This window comes from Pseudomonas sp. Sample_14, from assembly GCF_004307515.1.
In the GTDB taxonomy this organism is placed as follows: domain Bacteria; phylum Pseudomonadota; class Gammaproteobacteria; order Pseudomonadales; family Pseudomonadaceae; genus Aquipseudomonas; species Aquipseudomonas atacamensis.
Window position 1 is genome coordinate 204709 of the sequence record NZ_RCOC01000096.1, and the last position, 23376, is coordinate 228084.

21 protein-coding genes are annotated in these 23376 nt (G+C 60.3%); 4 read left to right on the forward strand and 17 right to left on the reverse strand.

Annotated features, from left to right (window positions below; genetic code table 11):
• Positions 1-6 precede the first annotated feature (6 nt).
• Both D8U61_RS25385 and D8U61_RS25390 read right to left on the reverse strand, forming a co-directional pair.
• The gene (locus tag D8U61_RS25385) at positions 7-534 is read right to left on the reverse strand and encodes an MOSC domain-containing protein (RefSeq protein WP_125925984.1); all 528 of its coding nucleotides are present in this window, start codon (positions 532-534) and stop codon (positions 7-9) included.
• Complete coding sequence (locus tag D8U61_RS25390; RefSeq protein WP_007909887.1) at positions 531-1157, reverse strand: DUF1780 domain-containing protein; 627 nt, start codon at positions 1155-1157, stop codon at positions 531-533. Before D8U61_RS25390 ends, D8U61_RS25385 begins: the two co-directional genes overlap by 4 nt.
• A gap of 117 nt (positions 1158-1274) precedes the next feature.
• On the opposite strand from D8U61_RS25390, the gene D8U61_RS25395 reads away from it, so the two are divergent.
• Entirely contained in the window at positions 1275-1964 is a 690-nt protein-coding gene (locus tag D8U61_RS25395) for an energy-coupling factor ABC transporter permease (protein ID WP_016773147.1), read from the forward strand.
• A 65-nt stretch (positions 1965-2029) separates the two neighbouring features.
• Positions 2030-2245, forward strand: a complete 216-nt coding sequence (locus D8U61_RS25400) for a hypothetical protein (RefSeq protein WP_016773148.1) — start codon at positions 2030-2032, stop codon at positions 2243-2245.
• A 7-nt stretch (positions 2246-2252) separates the two neighbouring features.
• Here the strand turns inward: D8U61_RS25400 and yacG are convergent, their stop codons facing one another.
• Genes yacG through pilB form a run of 5 tightly spaced genes read right to left on the reverse strand, consistent with a single transcriptional unit; the run spans position 2253 to position 6864 of the window.
• Positions 2253-2453, reverse strand: coding sequence for a DNA gyrase inhibitor YacG (yacG, locus tag D8U61_RS25405; RefSeq protein WP_016773149.1), 201 nt, complete (start codon positions 2451-2453; stop codon positions 2253-2255).
• Positions 2450-3073, reverse strand: coding sequence for a dephospho-CoA kinase (gene coaE / locus D8U61_RS25410; RefSeq protein ID WP_130887103.1), 624 nt, complete (start codon positions 3071-3073; stop codon positions 2450-2452). Before coaE ends, yacG begins: the two co-directional genes overlap by 4 nt.
• A complete protein-coding gene (locus tag D8U61_RS25415; RefSeq protein WP_130901797.1) occupies positions 3070-3942 on the reverse strand; it encodes an A24 family peptidase in 873 nt (290 codons plus the stop codon). Before D8U61_RS25415 ends, coaE begins: the two co-directional genes overlap by 4 nt.
• A 1-nt stretch (position 3943) precedes the next feature.
• Entirely contained in the window at positions 3944-5161 is a 1218-nt protein-coding gene (locus D8U61_RS25420; RefSeq protein ID WP_130900967.1) for a type II secretion system F family protein, read from the reverse strand.
• 2 nt (positions 5162-5163) lie between these two features.
• A complete protein-coding gene (gene pilB / locus D8U61_RS25425; protein WP_130901798.1) occupies positions 5164-6864 on the reverse strand; it encodes a type IV-A pilus assembly ATPase PilB in 1701 nt (566 codons plus the stop codon).
• A 226-nt stretch (positions 6865-7090) separates the two neighbouring features.
• Between pilB and D8U61_RS25430 the strand changes: the two genes are divergently transcribed.
• Both D8U61_RS25430 and D8U61_RS25435 read left to right on the forward strand, forming a co-directional pair.
• Complete coding sequence (locus D8U61_RS25430) at positions 7091-7507, forward strand: pilin (protein WP_056790436.1); 417 nt, start codon at positions 7091-7093, stop codon at positions 7505-7507.
• A gap of 294 nt (positions 7508-7801) precedes the next feature.
• On the forward strand, positions 7802-8155 hold the full coding sequence (locus D8U61_RS25435) for a BON domain-containing protein (RefSeq protein ID WP_016773155.1): 354 nt from the start codon (positions 7802-7804) through the stop codon (positions 8153-8155).
• A gap of 264 nt (positions 8156-8419) precedes the next feature.
• Here D8U61_RS25435 and D8U61_RS25440 read toward each other — a convergent pair whose 3' ends face one another.
• The 10 genes from D8U61_RS25440 to D8U61_RS25490 form a co-directional block, all read right to left on the reverse strand.
• Positions 8420-8719 carry a DUF2845 domain-containing protein gene (locus tag D8U61_RS25440; RefSeq protein ID WP_039761633.1) on the reverse strand — a complete coding sequence of 100 codons (300 nt, stop codon included), beginning with the start codon at positions 8717-8719 and terminating at the stop codon, positions 8420-8422.
• On the reverse strand, positions 8716-11667 hold the full coding sequence (locus tag D8U61_RS25445) for a DUF748 domain-containing protein (RefSeq protein ID WP_130927867.1): 2952 nt from the start codon (positions 11665-11667) through the stop codon (positions 8716-8718). The genes D8U61_RS25440 and D8U61_RS25445 overlap by 4 nt, the downstream gene beginning before the upstream one ends.
• A 222-nt stretch (positions 11668-11889) precedes the next feature.
• Positions 11890-12906, reverse strand: a complete 1017-nt coding sequence (locus D8U61_RS25450) for a class I SAM-dependent methyltransferase (RefSeq protein WP_130927868.1) — start codon at positions 12904-12906, stop codon at positions 11890-11892.
• A 135-nt stretch (positions 12907-13041) separates the two neighbouring features.
• The gene (acs, locus tag D8U61_RS25455) at positions 13042-14979 is read right to left on the reverse strand and encodes an acetate--CoA ligase (protein WP_110603187.1); all 1938 of its coding nucleotides are present in this window, start codon (positions 14977-14979) and stop codon (positions 13042-13044) included.
• A gap of 200 nt (positions 14980-15179) precedes the next feature.
• A complete protein-coding gene (gene pgi / locus D8U61_RS25460; protein ID WP_130927869.1) occupies positions 15180-16844 on the reverse strand; it encodes a glucose-6-phosphate isomerase in 1665 nt (554 codons plus the stop codon).
• 359 nt (positions 16845-17203) lie between these two features.
• The gene (gene panC / locus D8U61_RS25465) at positions 17204-18064 is read right to left on the reverse strand and encodes a pantoate--beta-alanine ligase (RefSeq protein ID WP_130927870.1); all 861 of its coding nucleotides are present in this window, start codon (positions 18062-18064) and stop codon (positions 17204-17206) included.
• Positions 18061-18861: a 3-methyl-2-oxobutanoate hydroxymethyltransferase gene (gene panB / locus D8U61_RS25470; protein ID WP_071173624.1), complete on the reverse strand. Its 801-nt coding sequence runs from the start codon at positions 18859-18861 to the stop codon at positions 18061-18063. The genes panC and panB overlap by 4 nt, the downstream gene beginning before the upstream one ends.
• A gap of 435 nt (positions 18862-19296) precedes the next feature.
• Complete coding sequence (folK, locus tag D8U61_RS25480) at positions 19297-19782, reverse strand: 2-amino-4-hydroxy-6-hydroxymethyldihydropteridine diphosphokinase (protein WP_016773163.1); 486 nt, start codon at positions 19780-19782, stop codon at positions 19297-19299.
• 2 nt (positions 19783-19784) lie between these two features.
• Positions 19785-21185 (reverse strand): polynucleotide adenylyltransferase PcnB, encoded by a 1401-nt coding sequence (locus D8U61_RS25485; protein WP_016773164.1) that lies wholly within the window; start codon positions 21183-21185, stop codon positions 19785-19787.
• A 733-nt stretch (positions 21186-21918) separates the two neighbouring features.
• Positions 21919-23355 (reverse strand): sigma-54 dependent transcriptional regulator, encoded by a 1437-nt coding sequence (locus D8U61_RS25490; protein ID WP_039761623.1) that lies wholly within the window; start codon positions 23353-23355, stop codon positions 21919-21921.
• Positions 23356-23376: the final 21 nt, after the last annotated feature.

Here is a 23376-nt window from a genome sequence, read left to right on the forward strand (position 1 = left end):
CGGTTTTCAGCCCGGATTGAACGCAGCGTAGCCACTGTCCGGAACCGGTTCGACGCACACGCTATCGTCGAGGCGAATAATGCCGCTTTGTAACACCCGGGCAGTGATCCCGCCATGCCCGCGCACGGCCTGGAAAGTGCCCGGGCCGAGATTGTTCTGCAAGCGTGCACAGGGCTGACACCAGCCAGTGGTTTCGAGTATCGCCTGCCCGATGCGAAAGCGCCGCCCCTTCAGGCTAAACAAATTGATTCCGCTTATAACGAGATTGCGCCGCAGATCTTCAGGCCGGATTGGCTGGTCAGCGGGACGGCCCATCAGTGCGTTGATTACCGCCAGGTGCTCCCACTGGATCAGCGTCACCTGTCGCGCATTGCGAATGCCCGGGCGGGCATGGTCGCCGGTGAGCCCGGCCTCCAGCCGCGCCTCGACCGCGTCCAGCTCAAGCATCGGCCCACGGGATTCTGGACGCACACCGATCCAGCGCACACGGCCCGTTTGCGGAACCTCGGCGATCAACTGCTGCAGCGGCGTCACAGGCTGATACCTACGTCGAACACAATGCTGCGGCCGAGGTTGCTGCGCAGAAAGTCCGGTGCGTCGGGGTGGGCGAACAGCACACGGGCGAATGTCGGGCCGACCAGCGACAGCGAGCGCCAGCCCTGACGCAGGTATTCGGTCGGTGGCGGGAAATGACTGTTGAGGTCGAGCACTTCGCGCTTGAGGCTGGCGAAGGCGATGATGTCAAGTTCACCCAGATCCATGCCGCGTTCCTTGTAGTTGTGCGCCTTCTTGCGCAGGGTCGGCGCCAGACGCAGGAGAAATTCGTTGGCCGGGATGCGCTTGGGTTTGGCTTCGCGGCGCACCAGTTGGCTCAGGGAAAATGCGCTGCGCCGACGCTGCAATTCGTCGCGCCACTCGTCATTCAGACGGCGGCCTTCATCGAGGACGAAAAAAACTTCGAAATTGGCATCGCGGAACAATACGTCCGGCGGCTCACCGGCCGGGGCGAATTCGTCGGCGCGGTAGGGGATGTTCAGACCTTGCAGCAGGCGCTGGCAGACCCAACGCTCACGCTCCCATTTGCGGGCATTGGACAGGAACGCATTGGCCTGCTCGGCCGCGATGGTCAGCAGGCGTAAATAATCTGAATCATCCATAAGCCCAAGCTTAGCGTCCAAATGCGACAAGCAGATAGCTTTGCATCGGCTGGTGCACATGCATCGGCGGTGTAGACTGCGACAAAGCGGTAAGCCCATGGAGAAGGTGAGGGAATCATGATCGGTGCCGAACTGCTGTCCTCGGCAAGCCTGACGCTCGGCTGGCTGATTTATCTGCCGGTGCTGCTCTGGGCGATCATGCGTGCGCCATGGGTCGAGCTGTTCAGCGACAGTCGCCGGCAGCACTTGCTGTTCGGCACGGTGTTCGCGCTATTTCTGCTGTGGCTGGTGCGCAGGGATTTCGACACTGGCGTGTCTTATCACTTCATCGGCATGACGGCCGTGACGCTGCTGCTCGATTGGCCGCTGGCGATCGTCGGCGGGCTGGTTGCGCAGATGGGGCTGGTGCTGCTGGGGCGTCAGGACCTGGCGGCGGTGGGCGTCAATGGCGCGTTGCTGATTCTGCTGCCAGTGCTGATCACCGAGTGCGTGGCGATTCTGGTCGAGCGTGCGCAGCCACGCAATCCATTCGTTTACATCTTCTGTTCCGGTTTCTTCGCCGCTGCGTTGTCAGGCCTGTTGTGCCTGATTCTGAGCCTGACGTTGCTGTGGTACGACGGCCTCTTCGCCATGCCGGAATGGCTGGAAGATTTCGTCGGCTACCTGTGGTTGCTGCTGTTTCCCGAGGCCTTTATCAACGGCATGGTTGTCAGTGCGTTGGTGGTGTTCTGCCCGGAATGGCTGGAGACCTTCAACCGCACCCGTTACCTTTCAGCGCCGTGGAAGGACGACGATCCGAAGTCTTGATCCACATCAAACCGGCCATGCCGCAGAGATTTCATGCTCGCGCAAATTCCTTCAGGAGCAGTGGCATGGGCGTTTACGAATGGGCGCGGCAGGAAACCCGGCAGAGTCTGGAGCTGGCGCAGGAGGTGGGCTTTGACCCGGGCCTGAGTTTGCGCGCCCTGCTCAGCGCCGTGGTGCAGCAGAGCAAGGCCGTGCGCAATGCCGAAGACCTGGCCGACGAGTTGCGCTTTCTCGCGGAGAACCTCGACGACAGTCAGGACTACGGCTTTATGCGGCCCTGATCAGCGATCAGTGACGCGGATCGAAATCGCCGGAAAACAGCTCGTCTTCGGCATCCGGGGCGACCGGAATCTTGTGCTCTTCCGAGGCCCAGGCGCCGAGGTCGATCAGTTTGCAGCGATCGGAGCAGAACGGACGGAATTTGTTCGCCGGGGTGAATTCGACGGGGGCGCCGCAGGTTGGGCATTCAACGGTTGGAATCTGGCTCATGCTTGGCCTCCGGATAAAGTCAGATAAAAGTGATGCAGACGCTCGACCTCGCTGTGCAGCCAGGCGAGGTCGCGGTCGTTGACGATCACATCGTCGGCACGGCTCACGCGGTCTTCACGGCTCGATTGCGCCTTGAGGATCGCCTGCACTTGTTGTTCGCTGGTCTGGTCACGCTGCAAGGTGCGTTCGATCTGCAGTTGTTGCGGCGCATCGATGACCAGAATGCGCTGGGTCATCGCGTATTGCCCGGATTCGATCAGCAACGGTGAAACCAGAATCGCGTAAGGCGATTTTGCCTGCGCCAGGTGATGAGCGATTTCTTCGCCGATCAACGGATGCAACAGCGCCTCTAGCCAACGCCGCTGTTCAGGGTCTTCAAAAATCAGTTTGCGCAGGGCGGCGCGGTCCAGCGTGCCATCGGCCTGCAACACGCCGGAACCGAAATGCTCGGCGATTTTCGCCAGCGCCGGACGCCCCGGCTCGACTACCCAGCGCGCCGCATGATCAGCGTCCACCACGTGCACGCCGAGGTCGATGAAGTGCTGCGCCGCCGCACTTTTGCCGCTGCCGATGCCGCCGGTCAGGCCGAGGATCCAGGGTTTTTCCACAGGGGTATTCATTTCAAACCGACAGACTGCCAATAGAAGTCGGTTATTTGACCACCCCAGAGCAAGGCAATCCAGCCGGCAATTGCCAGAAAGGGTCCGAAGGGGATCGGCGTCGAGGTTGCCTGGGCGCGCAGGCGCAGCATGACGACGCCCAAAATCGCCCCCACCAAGGATGACAACAGAATCGTCAGCGGCAGAATCTGCCAGCCACCCCAAGCGCCAAGCAAGGCCAGCAGCTTGAAATCACCATGACCGATGCCGTCCTTGCCGGTGAGCAGTTTGAACAGCCAGAACACCGACCACAGCGCCAGATAACCCGCGACCGCGCCCCACAACGCATCGGGCAACGCCACGAACACGCCGAAGCTGTTGACGATCAGCCCCAGCCACAGCAGCGGCAGCACCAGCACATCGGGCAGCAGCTGATGTTCGCAGTCGATCAGACTCATCGCCAGCAAGCCCCACGTCAGCAAGATCAGCAAGCCCGCCGGCCAGCCGAAGCCCAGATGCCAGGCAATGAATGCCGACAGCAGGCCGCAGGCCAGTTCGGTCAGCGGGTAACGTTTACTGATCGGCGCCGAACAAGCCGAGCAGCGCCCGCGCAGGCACAGATAACTGAGCAGCGGAATGTTTTCCCACGGGCGGATTCGATGTCCGCAATGCGGGCACGCGGAGTGCGGCAGCATCAGGTTGTAGGTCGGCACGGGCGTTTCGCTGGGCAGGCCGAGCACATCATGGGCTTGCTGGCGCCAGTCACGCTCAAGCATCTTCGGCAGGCGCCAGACCACAACATTGAGGAAGCTGCCGACCACCAGCCCGAGCAGCAGCGCGCTGACCACAAAGGCCAGCGGATACACGGCAAACAGTTCATCGATAGGCATGTCAGATCGCTGAGCCGAGTTGGAAGATCGGCAGGTACATGGCCACCACCAGTCCACCGACGATGACCCCCAGCACCACCATGATGAACGGCTCCATCAGGCTGGTGAGGTTGTCGACCATGTTATCGACTTCCGCTTCATAAAAACCGGCGACCTTGTCGAGCATGTCATCCAGTGCGCCCGATTCCTCGCCGATGGCGGTCATCTGCACCGCCATATTGGGAAACACACCGGTGCTGCGCATCGAAAAATTCAGCTGCATGCCAGTCGAGACGTCCTGCCGCACGCGCAGCACCGCGCGCTTGAACACCACGTTGCCGGTGGCGCCCGCCACCGAATCCAGCGCCTCCACCAACGGCACGCCGGCGGCGAAAGTGGTCGACAGGGTGCGGGCAAAGCGTGCAACGGCGGACTTGTACATCAAGGTGCCCACCAGTGGCAGCTTCAGCAGCCAGGCATCGCGCCGGTCGCGCAGGGCCTGCGAAGTCTTCAACGCGTGGCGAGTGCCGAAAAACGCTGCCACCAGCGCAAAAAGAATCGCCCACCACCACTGCTGCATGAATTCCGACAGGCTGATGATCATCAGGGTGAAGCCCGGCAGTTCTGCGCCGAACCCGGAAAACACCGACTGGAACTGCGGCACCACCTTGACCAGCAGAATGCCGGTCACCACCGCCGCCACCAGCACCACGGCGGTGGGGTAGGTCATGGCCTTCTTGATCTTGGCCTTGAGCGCTTCGCTTTTTTCCTTATAGGTCGCGACCCGTTCGAGCAAAGTGTCGAGGGCACCGGACTGTTCGCCGGCGTCGACCAGGTTGCAGTACAACTCGTCGAAGTATTGCGGCTTCTTGCGCAGGGCCGTGGCGAAGCTGTTACCGGCGGCGACCTCCTGTTTGACCTCGTCGACCAGCTTGCGCATGGCCGGGTTTTCGAAGCCCTCGCCGATGATGTCGAAGGACTGCAACAGCGGTACACCGGCCTTCATCATCGTTGCCATCTGCCGGGTGAACAGGGCGATGTCCTGCGGTTTGATGCGTTTGCCCCAGCTCAGCAGGGACGCGGATTTCTTGCGCACCTTGCCCGGGTTGATCCCTTGTTTGCGCAGCTGCGCCTTGATCAGTGCGGGGTTCTGCCCGCTCAACTCGCCGCTGACTTTACTGCCTTTGCGGTCGGTGCCTTCCCAGGCGTAAACGCTGACTTTCGCTGCCTTGACCGCCATGTTCAATCCTTGGTGACCCGGTTGATTTCCTCAAGGCTGGTGATGCCTTGCATGGCCTTGTGCAGCCCGGAGGTGCGCAGATCGGCGAAACCGTCGCGGCGCATCTGGATGTCGATTTCCAGCGAATTGCCTTCGGCCATGATCAACCGTTGCAGGTCCGGTGTGTTCTTTACCACTTCATAAATCCCCACGCGTCCTTTGTAACCGCCGTTGCAGTGATCGCAACCGACCGGCTCGTAGATCGTGAAATGGCCGATGCGTTCCTCGGGGAAGCCTTCCTTGAGCAAGGTTTCGTGCGGGATATCCAGCGGTCGCTTGCAGTGCGCGCACAATTTGCGCGCCAGACGCTGGGCGATGATCAGGCTGACCGAGGTGGCGATGTTGAAACCGGGAATGCCCATGTTGTGCAGGCGCGTGAGGGTTTCCGCTGCGCTGTTGGTGTGTAGGGTCGACAGCACCAGGTGGCCGGTCTGCGCAGCCTTGATTGCGATCTCGGCGGTTTCCAGATCGCGGATCTCGCCGACCATGATCACGTCCGGGTCCTGACGCAGAAACGAGCGCAGCGCCTGGGCAAAGTCCAGCCCTTGGCGGGGATTGACGTTGACCTGGTTGATGCCTTCCATGTTGATTTCCACCGGGTCTTCGGCGGTGGAAATGTTGATGTCAACGGTGTTGAGGATATTCAGCCCGGTGTACAGCGACACGGTTTTACCGGAGCCGGTGGGGCCGGTGACCAGAATCATCCCTTGCGGCTGTTTCAGCGCGGCCAGGTACAAAGCCTTTTGCTCGGCTTCGTAACCCAAGGCGTCGATGCCCATTTGTGCACTGGACGGGTCGAGAATCCGGATCACCACTTTTTCGCCCCACAGGGTCGGCAAGGTGTTGACGCGAAAATCGATGGATTTGCTTTTCGACAGGCGCATCTTGATCCGCCCGTCCTGTGGTTTGCGTCGTTCGGAAATATCCAGACTGGCCATGACCTTCAAACGTGCGGCAATACGCCCGGCCAACTGGATCGGCGGCTTGGCCACCTCGCGCAGCATGCCGTCGGTGCGCATGCGCACCCGGTAGTTTTTTTCGTACGGCTCGAAATGCAGGTCGGAAGAGCCACTCTTGATCGCATCGAGCAGCATCTTGTGCACGAAGCGCACGACCGGGGCGTCGTCGGCATCGAGGCCGCCGATCACGTCCTGTTTGTTGTCATCAATGGACTCGACGTCGAGGCCGTCGAGATCGACATCGGCCATTTCCTCCAGTCCAGAGGCGTGGCTGTCGAAGAACTTGTCGATGGCGTCGCTGAGCTTGTCGTCCTCGACCAGAATCGCTTCGGTGCTCAGGCCGGTGCTGAACTGGATGTCGCTGATCGCCTGCTGATTGCTCGGGTCGGAAAGGCCCACGAACAATTTGTTACCGCGCCGCCACAAGGGCAGGGCGCAGTGCTGACGAACCAGTTTTTCACTGACCAGGCCCCGGGGCTGAGTCTCCTTGTCGAGGCAGCTGAGATCGAGCAGGGCCATGCCGAAATGTTCGGAAGCGATCTCGGCGATCTGCCGGCTGTTGACCAGTTTGTTGTGTACCAGGTAATTGACCAGCGAGACGCGATTGCGCTGGGCCTGCGCCCAGGATTGCCGGGCACTTGTTTCCGTGAGCAGTTCGGCCTGGACCAATTGCTTGGCCAGACCGCTCAGAGCGATGTCATTCATGGGGATTCCGCACGCTTGCCGTTCATGACTTATAGCCTAGTCAAGTGACAGCGCCAAACACGGCCGGTGCAGGTGACAAAAAGTGTCAGATAGTGCGGTTGCGGGTTGTAGGAAACGGCGCAGGAAATTGCGCGCGCCCAGCAGGCGGGGCTTGAAAGGCGTTGGCATGGGCTGTGCTGAGCCTTGTTCAGATCATGAGATTTCGACTCATGCATGGAGCGTGTCTATGAAAAAACAACAAGGTTTTACACTGATCGAGCTGCTGATCGTCGTGGCGATCATCGGCATTCTGGCGACTATCGCCCTGCCTCAGTATTCGAAGTATCAGGCGCGGTCGAAGGTGACCGCTGGGATTGCGGAAGCATCAGCTCTTAAGGTTAATTTTGAAGACGTGATCAATGCCGGATCGACTGACCCGAGCATCACCAACGTGAACGGCGGCACAGCGGCCACGCAGAATTGCACGTTGGCGGCATCCGGAAAAGTCGCCGATGGGACGGGTACTATTACTTGTACGCTGCTCAACGCTCCAGCGCCTGTTCTCGGCCAGACCGTAACGCTGACACGCAGTCCTACCACTGGCTGGACCTGTAAGTTCTCCGGCTCGAAAGAATATACAACTACGAGCTGCCCGGGCGTTTGACACGCACCTGCAACTTAAAAAGCTCCGCAATTGCGGAGCTTTTTATTACGCAACGGTTTTTAAAAGCTCCAATAATTTCAGCAGCTTATGAACTTTCCAAAAAACCGCAACTTGCATGTGATTTTCACGCACGTCATGCATTTTGCATGAAAACGAAAATAGCCCGTTTTCGTAACTCGTTGTTTTTAAACGAATTTGTATGCCAGAAAAAGTTGGCACAGCGTTCGCAATATCTCCGGTAACCCTGCTGACAAGCGTTACAGCAGACTTCCAGTAAAAACAGGAGTTACTCGTATGAAGAAGTTCGCTATCACTGCCGCTGCTACCGCTCTGACCCTGACCATGGCTGGTGGCGCTTTCGCCCAGTCCGCTCAGGCTACCCAGGCGCCAATGGTTCTGGCTGCCGGTGAAGTTACCGAAATGAAACAAGACACCAGCGACACCTGGATCACCACCAAGGTCAAAGCTGACCTGGTTACCGAAAAAGGCATTCCAGGCACCGACATCAAAGTCGAAACCAACAAGGGTGTAGTTTCCCTGTCGTCGACCACTGCGGTAACCGAGTCGCAGAAAGAAGTCGCCGTTGGCATTGCCAAGAAAATCAAAGGCGTTAAAGCGGTCTCCGCTGACGGCCTGAAAGCCGAGTAAGGCAAGACTTCTCGCCTGAACCGGGAGAAGACGCGACAGACGGGCCGAGCAATACGTCTGCCGCAACTTTAGAGTTCATGCGAACGGTCACACGGATGTGACCATTACAGGCCCCGGCACTTGTGTCGGGGCCTGTTCTATTTTGGGCAATACCAATGTGGGAGCGAGCCTGCTCGCGAATGCGAAGTCTCAGCCGACAAGTTCGTCAGTAGACAGACCGTATTCGCGAGCAGGCTCGCTCCCACAGGGTGAATTTCGTTCGGCTTAGTTACCGCGTTTGCTGTTGATCTGCCGCAGGCGATTGCCTTCGAAGCGCAGGTATTGATACATGCCGTTGTTCGGGCCGTAGGTCCATTCCTCGACCTGAAACTCTTCGCGGCGATTGGCACTGCGCTTGTAGCCAAGCACATCACGACTGACCGGCTCGCCGCATTTTTGCAGCACTTCGCTGGCGCGGTCGCCGAGGCTGATCAACTGGCTGCCGCAGCGCAATGTATCCGAAGCCGACGCGTGGCCGGCGGCGCAGGTCAGAGCGAGCACAGCCAGCCAGTTACGCACGGTCATTCTGCATCCAGGTGCATTTGCGTGACCACGCGGCCATCGCTTTCGGCCTCGCCGAGGTTCGCGTCGATGAAGTACACGCGGTCATCTTCGAGCTTGCCCTTGTCGACCAGGTAATCCTTGATGGTGCTGGCGCGATCCTGGCCCAACTGTCGCAACAGCACCTCGCTGCCGCTCCAGAACGCGATCACGCCTTGGCGCATTTTCGCCGTGCGCTCTTCCTTGCCCAGGTCTTTCCATTCTGCCGGTGGCTGGGTTTTCAGGCGGGTGCGGTAAATCCCTTCGAGCAATGCGCCTTTCTCGCCTTCGGGCACTTGCAGCAGCGAGGCCTGGGCCGGGACCTTGTCGCCACGGCGCTGGAGCATCTTGTAGTAGTTGTATTGGTATTCGCGTTCCAGACGTTGCTCGGCGAGCAGTGGCCCATCACTGCTCTTCGCGGCAGTGCCTTCGATTTCCAGGCGCAGCGCCGGACGTTCCTTGAGCGCTTGCGACAGTTTCACCAGCGCCGCTTCGGCGTCCTTGCTCAGATCGCTGGAGCCCGGCGCGAAGGACACCGTGCCGAGGTCTTCGGAGCCGCCGCCACTGACCAGCCCGCCGATCATCTTGAACGGCGCGGCGGCAGCTTTGACGATCAAATTGCGCAGGGTCTGCCAGACGATCGGCATGACGCTGAACTGTGGATTATTCAGGTCGCCGGTCACCGGCAACTCGATGGAGATCTTGCCGTCGACGTCCTTGAGCAGGGCGATCGCCAGTTTCAGCGGCAGACTCACTGCATCAGGGCTGTCGACCTTCTCGCCCAGTTGCAGTTGCTCGACGACGACTTTGTTCTCGGCTTTCAGTTGGCCTTTGGTGATCAGGTAGTGCAGATCAAGGTTGAGCCGGCCCTTGCGGATGCGGTAGCCGGCGAATTTGCCGGAGTAGGGCGTCAGGGTCGTCAGTTCGACGCGCTTGAAACTGGTGGCGATGTCGAGGCTGGCCATCGGGTCGAACGGATTGACCGCCCCCTTGATGGTCACCGGCGCATAACGGTCGACCTTGCCTTTGATGTCGACGCTGGCCGGTTTTGCCTGACGGCTGTCGATGGTGCCGATCTGACCGTTGAGCTGCTGCACGGCGGTGGCGAAATTCGGCGTCAGGCTGAAGTCGGCGAAGTTGGCCGAGCCGTCGTTGATCGCAATCGCACCGATGTGAATGCCCAGCGGTTTGTCCTTGCCGGCCGGTTTGGCTGCGGTGCTTTTAGCACCGCTGTCCGCCGGTTGCGGGATCAGCAGGTCGTCGACGTTGGTGGTGCGATCGTCGTTGATCATGAAGCGTACATACGGCTGCAACAGGTTGACCTTGTCGATCGACAGGCTGTCGCCGTGCTGATAGTTGATACCGTCGACCACTACTTGCTGCCATTTGAGGAAGTCGCGGGTCTTCAGCGTATCGAGGGTGTGCAGTTGATCGATCTGCGCGCGGCCGGTAACACTGAGGGCCAGTGGCTCGGTGCTCTTCAGGTTGACCTTGAGGTCACTGCCGAGCATGCCGCTGCGCAGTTCCAGGCGAATGAACGGGTTGATGTAGGACTGCGCGACACGCAGGTCGACGTCCTCGGTTTTCACGTTTAGCTGCGCGTTGACCGGGGCCAGATTGACCGTGCCGTCGGCGCTGATCTTGCCTTGCTTGCCCAGGCCGCTGTCGAGCTTGAGCTTGAAAGGCGAGCCGTTGAGGCTGTCGAAATCCTGCAGGTCGACGTTCAACGGAGTGATGTCCAGCGCCACCGCCGGTTGCGCCGAGCGGTCGGCGAGATGGACCGTGTAGTTGCGCAGTTGCACATCCTTGACCAGCACCTGCCATGGCTTGCTCGGGGCGCTTGGCTCAGGTTTCGGCGAGTCGGCGGCGGCCGGTGTATCCCTAGGTTCGGCAGCGGCTTTGGCCGCCGGTTTCGACGGTTGGCTGGCGAACAGCTTCTGCCAGTCCAGTTGGCCGTCGGCTTCCAGCGCCGCCCAGGTTTCCAGTTTGTTGCTGCGGATCTTGCCGACCACCACTTGCTGCTTGGCCAGGTCGAGCGAGGTTTCGCTGACGTCGAGGCGTTCAAGCCTGGCCAGCGGACGTCCGTCCGGAGCCTTGATGGCGAACGGCGCAATGCTCACCGCGACGTTGTTCAGCAGCAGTTCGGTCTGTTTCGACAGGTTGAGTTTGTACTCGGTGCTGAGGCTGACCACGCCGTTTTCCAGTACCAGCGGCACGGCGTCACGCACGTAGGGCCAGAAGGATTTCATCTGGCCATCGGTGACTTTCAGGGTGCCTTCGGAGGTGAACGGGATCAGGCTGAAATTGCCGGTCCAGTCGATCCGCCCGCCAGCGGGGCCGATGGCGACGAGGGTCATGTCGGCGCTGTCCTCGGGCAGGGTGCTGAGGTTTTTCAGCTCGAAACTGAGGTCGTCGTAAAGAAATTCGATCGGCTCGCTGGGCCGCATATCCTCGAAATGCACCACGCCGCCGGCCAGTTTGATGTTGTCGATACGCAGCGGAAATGGTTTGGCGTCGGGATCGGCGGGTGTCGGCTCGCTCGGCGGCAGGTTGAACAGGCCGAGCAGGTTGAGCTTGCCGTCCTTGGCGAAGAGGATTTCGCTTTTGGGTTTGTCCAGTTCGATGTCGGACAGATGCAGCGCTTTGGTCCACAGGCTGTCGATTTGCAGGTTGGCATAGAGGCGATCGAAGCCGACCTGCTCCTTGCCCGGTTCGCCGATGATCAGGCCCCACAGGGTGACCTCAAGGCTGAAGGGGTTGAGTTCGATGCGCTGCAGATGCGCGGGCACCGTCGCGTAGTTGGCCAGTTGCTGGTTGGCCACGCGCAAGGCAATGCCCGGCAGGATCAGAAACCCCAGCAGGCTGTAGAGGGCCAGGGCTGTCAGCAGTGCGCCAATCGCGCGAATCAATCCTTTGGGCATGTGCGGCTTCATCTGTCTGAATCGGAGTGCCTTGGAGTATGGCACGCGATTCTGGTTCCGAAGTGCTTGATGTGGGACAGGATTGTTCAGAAATTTCTGTAGGAATAGATCTCCCCGGTGGGAGCGAGCCTGCTCGCGAATGCGCTGGTTCAGTGAAAAACAAGTCGACTGACACTGCGCTTTCGCGAGCAGGCTCGCTCCCACAGGGGAATGTAATCGCTCATGCTTGAGGGATTAGAGCTGCAAAATCAGTGTCTTCAAGGGTGGCTGCTGGTCCCGCGAGGGGAAGTCGGCGCCCGGGGTCATCACGCTCCATTCGCGCACCGGGCGGCCGGCCTTTTCGGCGCAGCGCAACACTTGTTCGCGCCAGTCGTCCATGCTGACTTTCGCCAGGTTGTTGCAGCAGATCAGCACGCCGTTGTCAGCCGTGGTCAGCAGGGCCGGTTTGAGCAGGCTCTGATAATCGCGCAGCAAATCGACGGTGCCGAATGCGCTTTTGGCCCACGCCGGCGGATCGAGCAGGACCAGATCGTATTGGCGCTGTTCGAGGCGCTGATAGCTCGGCAGCTTCTGCCCGCGCCGCTGACTGATCGGCAGGCCAGCGAGCTGGCGGATTGCCGGAAAGTAATCGGACTGAATGAATTGCATCTCCGGCAGATGCGGATTGAGCAAACCATTCTCGCGACCGACCGCCAGATTGCCCTCGGCAAAGTCTAGGTTGCACACCTCGCGCGCGCCGCCCGCCGCCGCACTGAGGCCAACGCCGCAGGTGTAGGCGAACAGGTTGAGCACGCTTTTGCCTTGCGCGTGATCCTTGACCCAGCCACGGGTGTTGCGCAGGTCGAGGAACAGCAGCGGATCCTGCCCGGCATGACGCCCACGCACGCGGTAGTTCAGACCCCATTCATGCCCGACCAGATCCGCCAGTGCGGCGTCATCGGCTTTATAAACGCTGTCCTCGCGATCGATCCGCGAGTTGCCACGGGAGCGGTCGTTGTAGACCAGCAGGCTGTCGAAGCCCAGCGTCTGGTTGACCATGGCGTGCAGTTGCAGCAGATCATCACGTTCGAGCGTCTGGTGAAAACTCTGCACCAGCAGTTGCGGGCCGTAGCGGTCGATGGTCAGGCCGCCGGCACCTTCCTGGCTGCCATGGAACAGCCGATAGCAATCGGTGCCCTGGCTGTGCAGCGCAGCGAGCAGGTCCTGGCGTTGATCGAGGGCGGCGCGCAGCGCCTGGTTCAAGGAAGACATGCGGGCGCCTTGCTGAGGGGAATTGGGGCGCGGGAGTTTAACAGTTTGCCGGGGGATCGCGTGATGGCCTTCGCGAGCAGGCTCGCTCCCACATGTGCAATGCGATCACCTGTGGCCGCGAGCCTGCTCTTGAAGCTATTGATTCAAACGTTTATCAACGAGGTCCTGCACCACACTCGGATCAGCCAGGGTCGAAGTATCGCCGAGGCTGTCGAGCTCATTGCAGGCAATCTTGCGCAGAATCCGCCGCATGATCTTGCCCGAACGGGTCTTGGGCAATGCTGGCGCCCACTGGATCAGGTCCGGTTTGGCGAAGCTGCCGATCTCCTTGCTGACATGCGCCAGCAGGTCTTTCTTCAGCTCTTCGTTGGCCTCGGTGCCGTTCATTGGCGTGACGAATGCGTAGATGCCCTGGCCTTTGACGTCGTGGGGATAACCGACCACGGCGGCCTCGGCGATGCTGTCGTGCAGCACCAAGGCGCTCTCCACTTCGGCGGTGCCGATGCGGTGGCCGGAGACGTTGATCACGTCGTCGATGCGTCCGGTGATCCAGTAATCGCCGTCCTCGTCGCGGCGGGCGCCGTCGCCGGTGAAGTAATAGCCGGGGTAGGGTTTGAAGTAGGTGTCGATCATCCGCTGCGGATCGCCGTAGACGCTGCGAATCTGCGCCGGCCAGCTCGATTTGATCGCCAGCACGCCACTGCCGGCGCCTTTGATTTCCTTGCCGACTTCGTCAAGCAGCACCGGTTGCACGCCAAACATCGGTTGCGTCGCGCAGCCCGGTTTGATCCGTTGCGCGCTGACCAGCGGGCTGAGCATGATGCCGCCGGTTTCGGTCTGCCACCACGTGTCGACAATCGGGCAGCGCTGTTCACCGACAGCATTGAAATACCATTCCCACGCTTCCGGGTTGATCGGCTCACCGACGCTGCCGAGCAATCTGAGGCTGGCGCGCGACGTTTCCTTCAACGGTCCGGCGCCTTCGCGCATCAGCGCGCGCAGGGCGGTGGGTGCGGTGTAGAAAATGTTCACCTTGTGCTTGTCGATGACCTGCCAGAAGCGCGAACTGCTCGGGTAGCTCGGCACGCCTTCGAACATCAGTGTGGTCGCACCGTTGGCCAGCGGCCCGTAGACGATGTAACTGTGGCCGGTGACCCAGCCGACGTCGGCGGTGCACCAGAACACTTCGCCGTCGCGGTAATCCAGCACGTACTTGAAGGTCATTGCTGCTTGCAGCAGATAGCCGCCGGTGGTGTGCAGCACGCCTTTGGGTTTGCCGGTGCTGCCGGAGGTGTAGAGGATGAACAGCGGATCTTCGGCGTCCATCGGTTCCGGCGAGCAGTCGTCGCTGACCTCACGCACGGCCTGGTGGTACCAGAGGTCACGGCCCTCGACCCAATCGACCTGGCCCTGAGTGCGCTCGACCACCACCACGGTGCTGACGTTCGGGCAACTTTGCAGGGCTTTGTCGACGTTGTTTTTCAGCGGCACGAAGCGGCCGCCGCGCACGCCCTCATCGGCGGTGATCACGGTGCGGCAATCGGCGTCGAGGATTCGATCACGCAGGGAATCCGGGGAAAATCCGCCGAACACCACCGAATGAATTGCGCCGATTCGCGCGCAGGCGAGCATGGCGTAGGCGGCTTCGGGGATCATCGGCATGTAGATGCACACCCGATCGCCTTTCTTCACGCCACGGCTTTTCAGTACGTTGGCCAGACGGCAGACGTGGTGATGGAGTTTGTTGTAAGTGATCTGCGCCGATTCGGCAGGATCATCGCCTTCCCAGAGCAGGGCGGTCTGCTCGCCGCGTTGCTTGAGGTGACGGTCGATGCAGTTGTAACTGACGTTGAGCTTGCCGCCGGCAAACCAGGCCGCTTCACCGGTTTTCAGGTCATAGCGCTGAACGGTCTGCCACGGCGTGCTCCAATCGAGGAAACGCGTGGCCTGCTCGGCCCAGAAGGCGCTGGGGTGTTCAATCGATTCGCGGTACAGGCGCCGATACTCGTCCTGGCTCAACTGAGCGGCCTGGCGCACGGCATCGGCTTTGGGGAACGTGCTGATATCGAACATGACGGTTCCTTATTCTTGTGGTGCGACACGAATAAAGATGCGCCGAGCGCTGCACAGGTTCAAGTCATGCGCCAAAACAACTGTGGGAGCGAGCTTGCTCGCGAAGGCGGCGGATCAGTTAACACAGTGTTGAATGACGCACCGATTTCGCGAGCAGGCTCGCTCCCACAGGGGAACAGCGTTGTGCCCGAAGGCTTTTATCAGCCGCGATGACGCCCGCGGAAGTAGTTGATCAGGCCCTGAGTCGAGGCATCGTCAGCCACGGTCTCGTCGCTGCCGACCAGACGGTTGTAGACGCCTTTGCCCAATTCCTTGCCCAGTTCTACGCCCCACTGGTCGAAGGCGTTGATGCCCCAGACCACGCTTTGCACGAACACTTTGTGCTCATACATCGCAACGAGCGCGCCGAGGCGACGCGGGCTGATGCGTTCGACCACCAGGGTGTTGCTCGGACGATTGCCCGGGATCACCTTGTGCGGCGCAAGTTTGCGCACGTCGTCTTCGCCCATGCCTTTGTCGCGCAGTTCGGCTTCAGCTTCCGGCAGGGTCTTGCCGAGCATCAGCGCCTGGCTCTGCGACAGGCAGTTGGCGTACAGCCACTGGTGATGGTCGGAAACCGGGTTGAAGCTGACGATCGGCACGATGAAGTCGGCCGGGATCAGTTGGGTGCCCTGGTGCAGCAACTGGTGGTAAGCGTGCTGACCGTTGCAGCCGACGCCGCCCCAGATCACCGGGCCGGTATCGGTCGACACCGAGGTGCCGTCCTGACGCACGCTCTTGCCGTTGGACTCCATGTCCAGCTGTTGCAAGTGCTTGGTGATGTTGCGCAGGTAGTGGTCGTACGGCAGGATCGCGTGGCTTTGCGCACCCCAGAAGTTGCCATACCAGACGCCGAGCAGGGCCAGCAGCACCGGCATGTTCTGTTCGAACGGCGCGGTCTGGAAATGCTGGTCCATGGTGTAGGCACCGGACAGCAGTTCCTTGAAGTTGGACATGCCGATGGCCAGCGCAATCGGCAAACCGATCGCCGACCACAGCGAGTAGCGCCCGCCGACCCAGTCCCACATCGGGAAGATGTTTTCTTCGCGAATCCCGAAAGCCACAGCGGCGGCGTTGTTGCTCGACACAGCGATGAAGTGGCGATACAGCTCGGCTTCCGAGCCGCCCTGCGCCAGGTACCAGGCGCGTGCGGCCTGCGCGTTTTTCAACGTTTCGAGGGTGTTGAACGACTTCGACGAAACGATGAACAGCGTGGTCTCGGCGCGCAGTTTCTGCGTCAGCTCGTGGAATTCGCTGCCGTCGATGTTTGCCAGATAGTGGCAACGTACGCCTTTCTGCGCGTAGGACAGCAGTGCTTCGGAGACCAGCTCAGGACCGAGGAACGAACCACCGATGCCGATGTTGACCACGTCAGTGATCGGCTTCTCGGTGTAGCCACGCCACAAGCCATCGTGGATGCGGCCGACCAGATCGGTGATCTGGTTCAGCACCTTGTGCACTTCCGGCATCACGTTGACGCCGTTGACCGACAACTTGTCGCCGACCGGGCGGCGCAGGGCGGTGTGCAGTGCCGGGCGGTCTTCGGAGGCGTTGACGATTTCGCCGTCGAACAGCGCTTTGATCGCGCCCTTCAGGTCGACTTCATTGGCCAGGCCCACGAGCAGGTTGCGGGTCTCGGCGTTGATCAAATTCTTCGAATAGTCGAGAAACAGACCGCAGCTACTGAGGGTGAACTGATTGAAACGCTGCGGATCGGCGTTGAAGGCTTCGCGCATGCTGAAATCCTGCATGGCTTGGCGGTGATCTTTCAACGCTTGCCAGGCGGGCAGAGCGGTAACGTCGTGAGGAGTGCGGTAGTACGCCATCGCTGCGGTTTTCCTTTTTACTTGAACGGCCTTTTGAACACGGTACAGATCAACCACGGGTTTTTAGCGCATGGGATCAACTGCGTCGACACGAGATCTGGACACAGGGCGAATACAGTAAACCTCGCGCTGCGTTCTGTCTTGACTTTGTCTGACCAGATCCCTGTACTTTTTTAACATCCGCAGAGGAATCTGGCCGACAAACGGAGGTGCCCGGAACACTTTCGCCCAACCGGCATGCGCCGAAAACACCTGTGGGAGCGAGCTTGCTCGCGAAGGCGGCGTGTCAGGCAACTTATAAGTCGCTGATACACCGCCTTCGCGAGCAAGCTCGCTCCCACAGGGAAATTCGTTGCTGCTTAAATCGGGCTATCGAGATTCAGGTGCAGGTTGTCGATCAGCCGCGTGGTGCCGAGGAACGCCGCTGCCAGAATCACCAGATCGCGGTCTTCCGCCGTCGCCGGACGCAAGGTCAGGCCATGACGGATTTCCAGATAATCCGGACGCAGCCCCGCCGCTTCCAGCACCTGCAACTGCGCAGTGATCAGCGCCGGGTAATCGCGCTCACCTTGCTTGATCGCTTCGGCAATGCTGCTCAGCACGCGATACACCACCGGTGCCACGGCGCGCTGGTCTTCGTTGAGGAAGCCGTTGCGCGACGACAGCGCCAAGCCATCCGCTGCACGCACGGTCGGCTCGCCGATGATCTGGATCGGCATGTTCAGGTCATGCACCAGTGCGCGGATCACCGCCAGTTGCTGGTAATCCTTCTGGCCGAAGATCGCCAGATCCGGCTGGACCATGTTGAACAGCTTGCTGACCACCGTCGCCACACCTTCAAAGTGCCCCGGACGGCTGGCACCACACAGGCCTTCGGACAATTGCGGCACGCTGACCCGGGTTTGTACGGCCATGCCGTCCGGGTACATCTCTTCAACCGTCGGCGCAAACAGCAGGTCGCAACCGGCTTCGAGGAGCTTTTCCTGATCGGCGGCGAGGGTGCGCGGGTATTTGTCGAGGTCTTCACCGGCGCCGAATTGCAGCGGGTTGACGAAAATACTCGCGACCACGAAATCCACTCGCTGGGTAGCCTTGGTGATCAATGCGACGTGGCCGCTGTGCAGGTTGCCCATGGTCGGCACGAAGCCGATGCGCTTGCCTTCACTGCGCGCGCGGGCGACGGCGGCGCGCAGTTCGCGTACGGTTTTGACGGTGTTCATGCAGAGAATCCGTGTTCGATGCCGGGGAACGTGGTGGCTTTGACTTCGCTGACGTAAGCCTTCAGCGCGGACTGGATGCTGTCCTGACCTTGCATGAAGTTTTTGACGAATTTGGGTACGCGGCCGGTGATCGACAGGCCGAGCATGTCGTGCAATACCAGCACCTGGCCGTCGGTGGCGTTGCCGGCACCGATACCGATCACCGGAATGCTCACGGCCTGGCTGATTTCTGCCGCCAGTTCGCTCGGCACGCACTCGAGCAACAGCATGGCCGCACCGGCCTGCTCCAGCGCGATCGCATCGGCACGCATCTGCCGCGCCTGATTCTCGTTGCGGCCCTGCACTTTATAGCCACCGAGAATGTTCACTGCTTGCGGGGTCAGGCCCATATGCGCGCACACCGGCACACCGCGCTCGGCGAGCAGACGGATCGACTCCGCCAGCCACAGCTGACCTTCGACCTTGACCATGTGCGCGCCGGCCTGCATCAGCATGGCGCTGTTGGTCATGGTCTGTTCGAGGGTGGCGTTGGCCATGAACGGCAGGTCGGCGAGGATCAGGGCATCGCCATTGCCACGCTTGACGCTGGCGACGTGATAGGCCATTTCCGCCGTGGTCACCGGCAGGGTGCTGTCATGACCCTGCAGAACCATGCCGAGGGAGTCGCCGACCAGCAGCACTTCGACACCGGCCTCGTTGCAGGCGTGGGCGAAGGTCGCGTCATAGCAGGTCAGCATGGTGATTTTTTCACCTTTCTGCTTGAGGCTCTGGAGCGTGGTCAGGGTGATGGCTGGCATGTAAAAAATCCTCGTTCAGGCGCTCTGGAAACTGCTGCGAGTCACGCGCGTGATTCTTCATCTACTCAGGCGCACGGTCTTGTGTCGTGCTTTGAAAGGCCTGGATTGCGCCCGTTCATACCGGGTTGGCGGCAGCGGGACGCCTATAGTCGTGATGAGCCAACAGGAAGTCAATTGCGTGTGTTACCGCATTGTTACGCGGGCGGTGTTACCGGCGTTACTGATGCGATTCAGCGGCGCGGCGGGCCTGATTCGGGGGATTTTTGTCTGACAAAAACTGGAGATTGGCAGGTGACCTGTGGCGAGGGGATTTATCCCCGTTGGACTGCGAAGCAGGCCCAAATCTGAACTATCTGTACACAACATGGGGCCGCTCCGCGACCCAACGGGGATAAATCCCCTCGCCACATAACCACATTTCACAGCAGATTTTTTTCAGGGCTGGGAGAGGCGTTCAAGGCCGACAAACGGGCAGGCGGCCAGCAGGTCTGTCAGCGTGCGGCCATCGGCAAGACGCAGATCCTGCGGTGCCAGTTCAGCGAGAGGATAAAGAACGAACGCCCGCTCCTGAATCTGGTAATGCGGGACCTTCAGCCGTGGCTCATCGATCAGGCGATCGCCGAACAGCAGAATATCCAGATCCAGCGTGCGAGGCCCCCAGCGCTCAAGACGCTCGCGGCCCTGAGCGTTTTCGATCGCTTGCAAGGCGTCGAGCAGCTCGATCGGTGCGAGCGAGCTGTCGAGGGCGGCGACGGCGTTGGTGTAACGCGGCTGGCCCGGCAGCAGCGAATCGCTTTGATAAAAGGCTGACACGCCGGCAAGACGTGTCTGCGGCAATTGGCCCAGCGCCGCGATGGCGCTGCGCAACTGGTCGGCCGGGTCAGCGAGGTTGCTGCCCAGGCCGATGTAGATGCGTTCCATGCTTACTCGCCCGTCGCGCTCGAAGCACCGGCGCGCTTGCGCTTGGAACCGCCGCTGCGGCGACGTTTGCGCGGTGCGCCGCTGGCATCGTCACCCTTGCCGCTGAGGTCGCGGATCATGTCGCGACGCTCGCTGTCATTGGCGTCCTGATAATCGGTCCACCATTCGCCGAGGCCATCGGTCTCCTCACCGGCGCTTTCACGCAGCAGGAGGAAATCGTAACCGGCACGGAAGCGCGGGTTGTCCAGCAACAGATCGGCGCGTTTGCCACTGCGCCGTGGCAGGCGTTCCTGCATGTCCCAGATTTCGCGGATCGGCATGGTGAAGCGCTTCGGAATCGCGATGCGCTGGCACTGCTCGGCAATCAGTTCGTGAGCGGCTTCCTGCATCGCCGGAATCGGCGGCATGCCACGTTCCTGCAGACGCAACACTCGCGCCGGCAGCGCCGGCCAGAGCAGGGCGGCAAAGAGGAACGCCGGGGTCACCGGTTTGTTCTGCTTGATGCGCAGGTCGGTGTTGGTCAGTGCTTCGCTGATCAGCGTGTGGGTATATTCCGGATTGTATTCCAGCGCCTCGGCACTGGCCGGGAACAGCGGGGCGAACAGTTGCAGATCAACCAGCATTTCAAAGGTGATCGCGCCGTGCCCGGAGAGGAACAGCTTGAGCACTTCTTCGAACAGTCGCGCCGACGGAATCTCGCGCAGCATCGGCGCCAGCTCACGGATCGGCTGCACGGTGTGCTTCTCGATGCCGAAGTTGAGCTTGGCGGCGAAACGCACGGCCCGCAGCATGCGCACCGGGTCTTCCTGGTAACGCTGCTTGGGGTCGCCGATCAGGCGGATCAGGTGATTGCGGATGTCGTGCACGCCATTGGCGTAATCGAGAATGCGCTCGCTGACCGGGTCGTAATACAGGGCGTTGATGGTGAAGTCGCGACGTTGCGCGTCTTCTTCCAGGGTGCCGTAGACGTTGTCGCGCAGAATGCGCCCGCTCTCGTTGCGCGAAGACTGGTTGCTGTCTTCGTCGTCTTCGTTGACCGGGTGATTGGCGCGGAAGGTCGCGACTTCAATGATTTCGCGACCGAAATGGATGTGCACCAGCTTGAACCGGCGGCCGATGATTCGCGCATTGCGGAATTCGGCCCGCACCTGCTCGGGGGTGGCGCTGGTGGCGACGTCGAAGTCCTTGGGCGTGATGCCCAGCAGCATGTCACGCACGCAACCACCGACCAGATAAGCCTGGTAACCGGCACCTTGCAGGCGTTCGACGATATTCACCGCATAGCGGCTGAACTGCGTTTTCTGCAGCGAATGTTGGCCGCTGTTGAGCACTTCAGGGGTGCTGCGGATGTGTTGCGTACGACGCACGGGAGTTCGGAATGACTGGAACAGCTTCTTCAGCATGGGATGCACTGTTTGAAGGAATGTTCGGCCATACCAAAAGAATGACCGCATGATGGGCGCAGATTCTAGCATTTAGTCGGGGGATGGTGTAGGACGCGGCAGATATGAGCTGCAAGCCGCAAGCTACAAGGGTCGAGCGCGGAAAACGGGGGGATTTCACGGAAGTGAGAAACTACAAGGGGAGCCGAAGCTCCCCAAGAAGTAGTTGCGTGCTCTTTTTATTATTGATTCGGGCTTCTTGTTTTTGTTGAGTGCCCTCGCCACGAAGTGTTTCCTTCGTGACCCTCCCAATCGGGAGCCAAGAGCAAACGGATTGCTTTGGTCGCTGAATTGCAGTGATCTGTCGATCCAACCAGTACAGGCTCTGTCTTAGGACAGTTTTTGTTGTTCTCGGCCTGGTCGTGGGGCAAGCCCCAAATACAACGCCTCTCCAAAAGAATCAGTTAGCTGCGCCTCTCGCCGTCTTGTTTTTATTGTGCGTGAGTCGATTCGTCTTATTTTTATTGTCTTGTGCATTGCTTGTTATTGTTCTTGTACCAAACATATAGCAGGGTGCGTGCCAACTTTTGCCAAGCCCAGTAAAACAAGGGGTTAGGTCGATATAACCGTTTTGCAGGGGCGAAAAAAAGCCGGGGTTTCGTTACCGATAACCCCGGCTTCTGTTACGTGAATCGACTGCGGTAACAGTTTTTTCACATTGTCATGCGTTACCCGCGCACGCGGTGGGTAACGCTCAGCTTTCGCTGGCGACCCCGGTCTTGCGCCGTGGAATGCCCAGACGCTGGCGGCGTTCCCACAGGCATTTGCGGCTGACGCCCAGTTTGCGTGCCAGTTCGGTCTCGGTCATGTGGTCCTGATGCTCGAGGACGAAGTGCTGGAAGTAATCCTCCAGCGACAGATCCTCGGTCGGCTCATGGCTGCTGTTGCTGGCGTTACCGCCGGTTTGCGGCGGCAGACCGATGAACTCGTCGTCTTCCAGATCGCTCAGCTCGATGTCGATGCCCAGCAGGTCGGCCGAGATCTCCGGGCTTTCGCTGAGAATCACCGCGCGCTCGACGGCGTTTTCCAGCTCACGCACGTTACCCGGCCAGGAATAGTGCCGGATCGCCTGTTCGGCATCGGCGGCGAATTTCAGGTCGGTGCGATTGATCCGCGCGCTCTGGCGAGCGAGGAAGGCATTGGCGATTTCGTTGACGTCGGCGCCACGCTCGCGCAGCGGCGGCAGCTTCAGGGCAATCACGTGCAGACGGTAATAAAGGTCTTCACGGAACTGACCGATTTTCGCCAGGCTCTTCAGATCGCGGTGAGTTGCAGCGATCAGGCGCACATCGACTTTCTGTGACTGCACCGAACCTACGCGGCGAATCTCGCCCTCCTGCAGAACCCGCAGCAAGCGAGCCTGGGCTTCGAGGGGCAATTCGCCGATCTCATCGAGAAACAAGGTGCCGCCGTCCGCCGCTTCAACCAGACCGGCACGACCGGCGCTGGCGCCGGTAAACGCTCCTTTCTCGTGGCCGAACAGTTCTGACTCGATCAGGCTTTCCGGAATCGCCGCGCAGTTCACCGAAATCATCGGCGCTTTGGCGCGTTTTGACAGATTGTGCAGGGCACGGGCCACCAGTTCTTTGCCGGTACCGGACTCACCCTGAATCAATACGTTGGAATCGGTTGGCGCGACTTTGCGGATCTTGCTGTACAGGTCCTGCATCGGTGGGCAGGAGCCGATGATGCCAATTTCACCATTGCTGTTATCCACAGCAGCTTTGCCATTGCCAGCGGCAGGCTTGCTCGCCGTAGCTTCGCCGGCAGCCGGCGCCGACTGGCGATCGCGCAGGATCCGCGCAACCGCCTGGAGCATTTCATCGTGGTCGAACGGCTTGGCGATGTAATCGACCGCGCCCATTTTCATCGAGTCGACCGCCGAGCGCAGGCTGGCGTAACTGGTCATGATCAGCACCGGTGTGCCCTGGCCGAGCTTGATCAGCTCGGTGCCCGGAGCGCCCGGCAGGCGCAGGTCGCTGACGATCAGATCGAACGTAGGAATGGTGAAGCGTTCTTGTGCTTCCTGCACTGATCCGGCTTCGCTGACCTGGTACTGGTTGCGTTCCAGCAGGCGGCGCAAGGCGGAGCGGATAATGGTTTCGTCTTCGACGATCAAAATGTGCGGCATTGATTCGATACTCTCGACGGT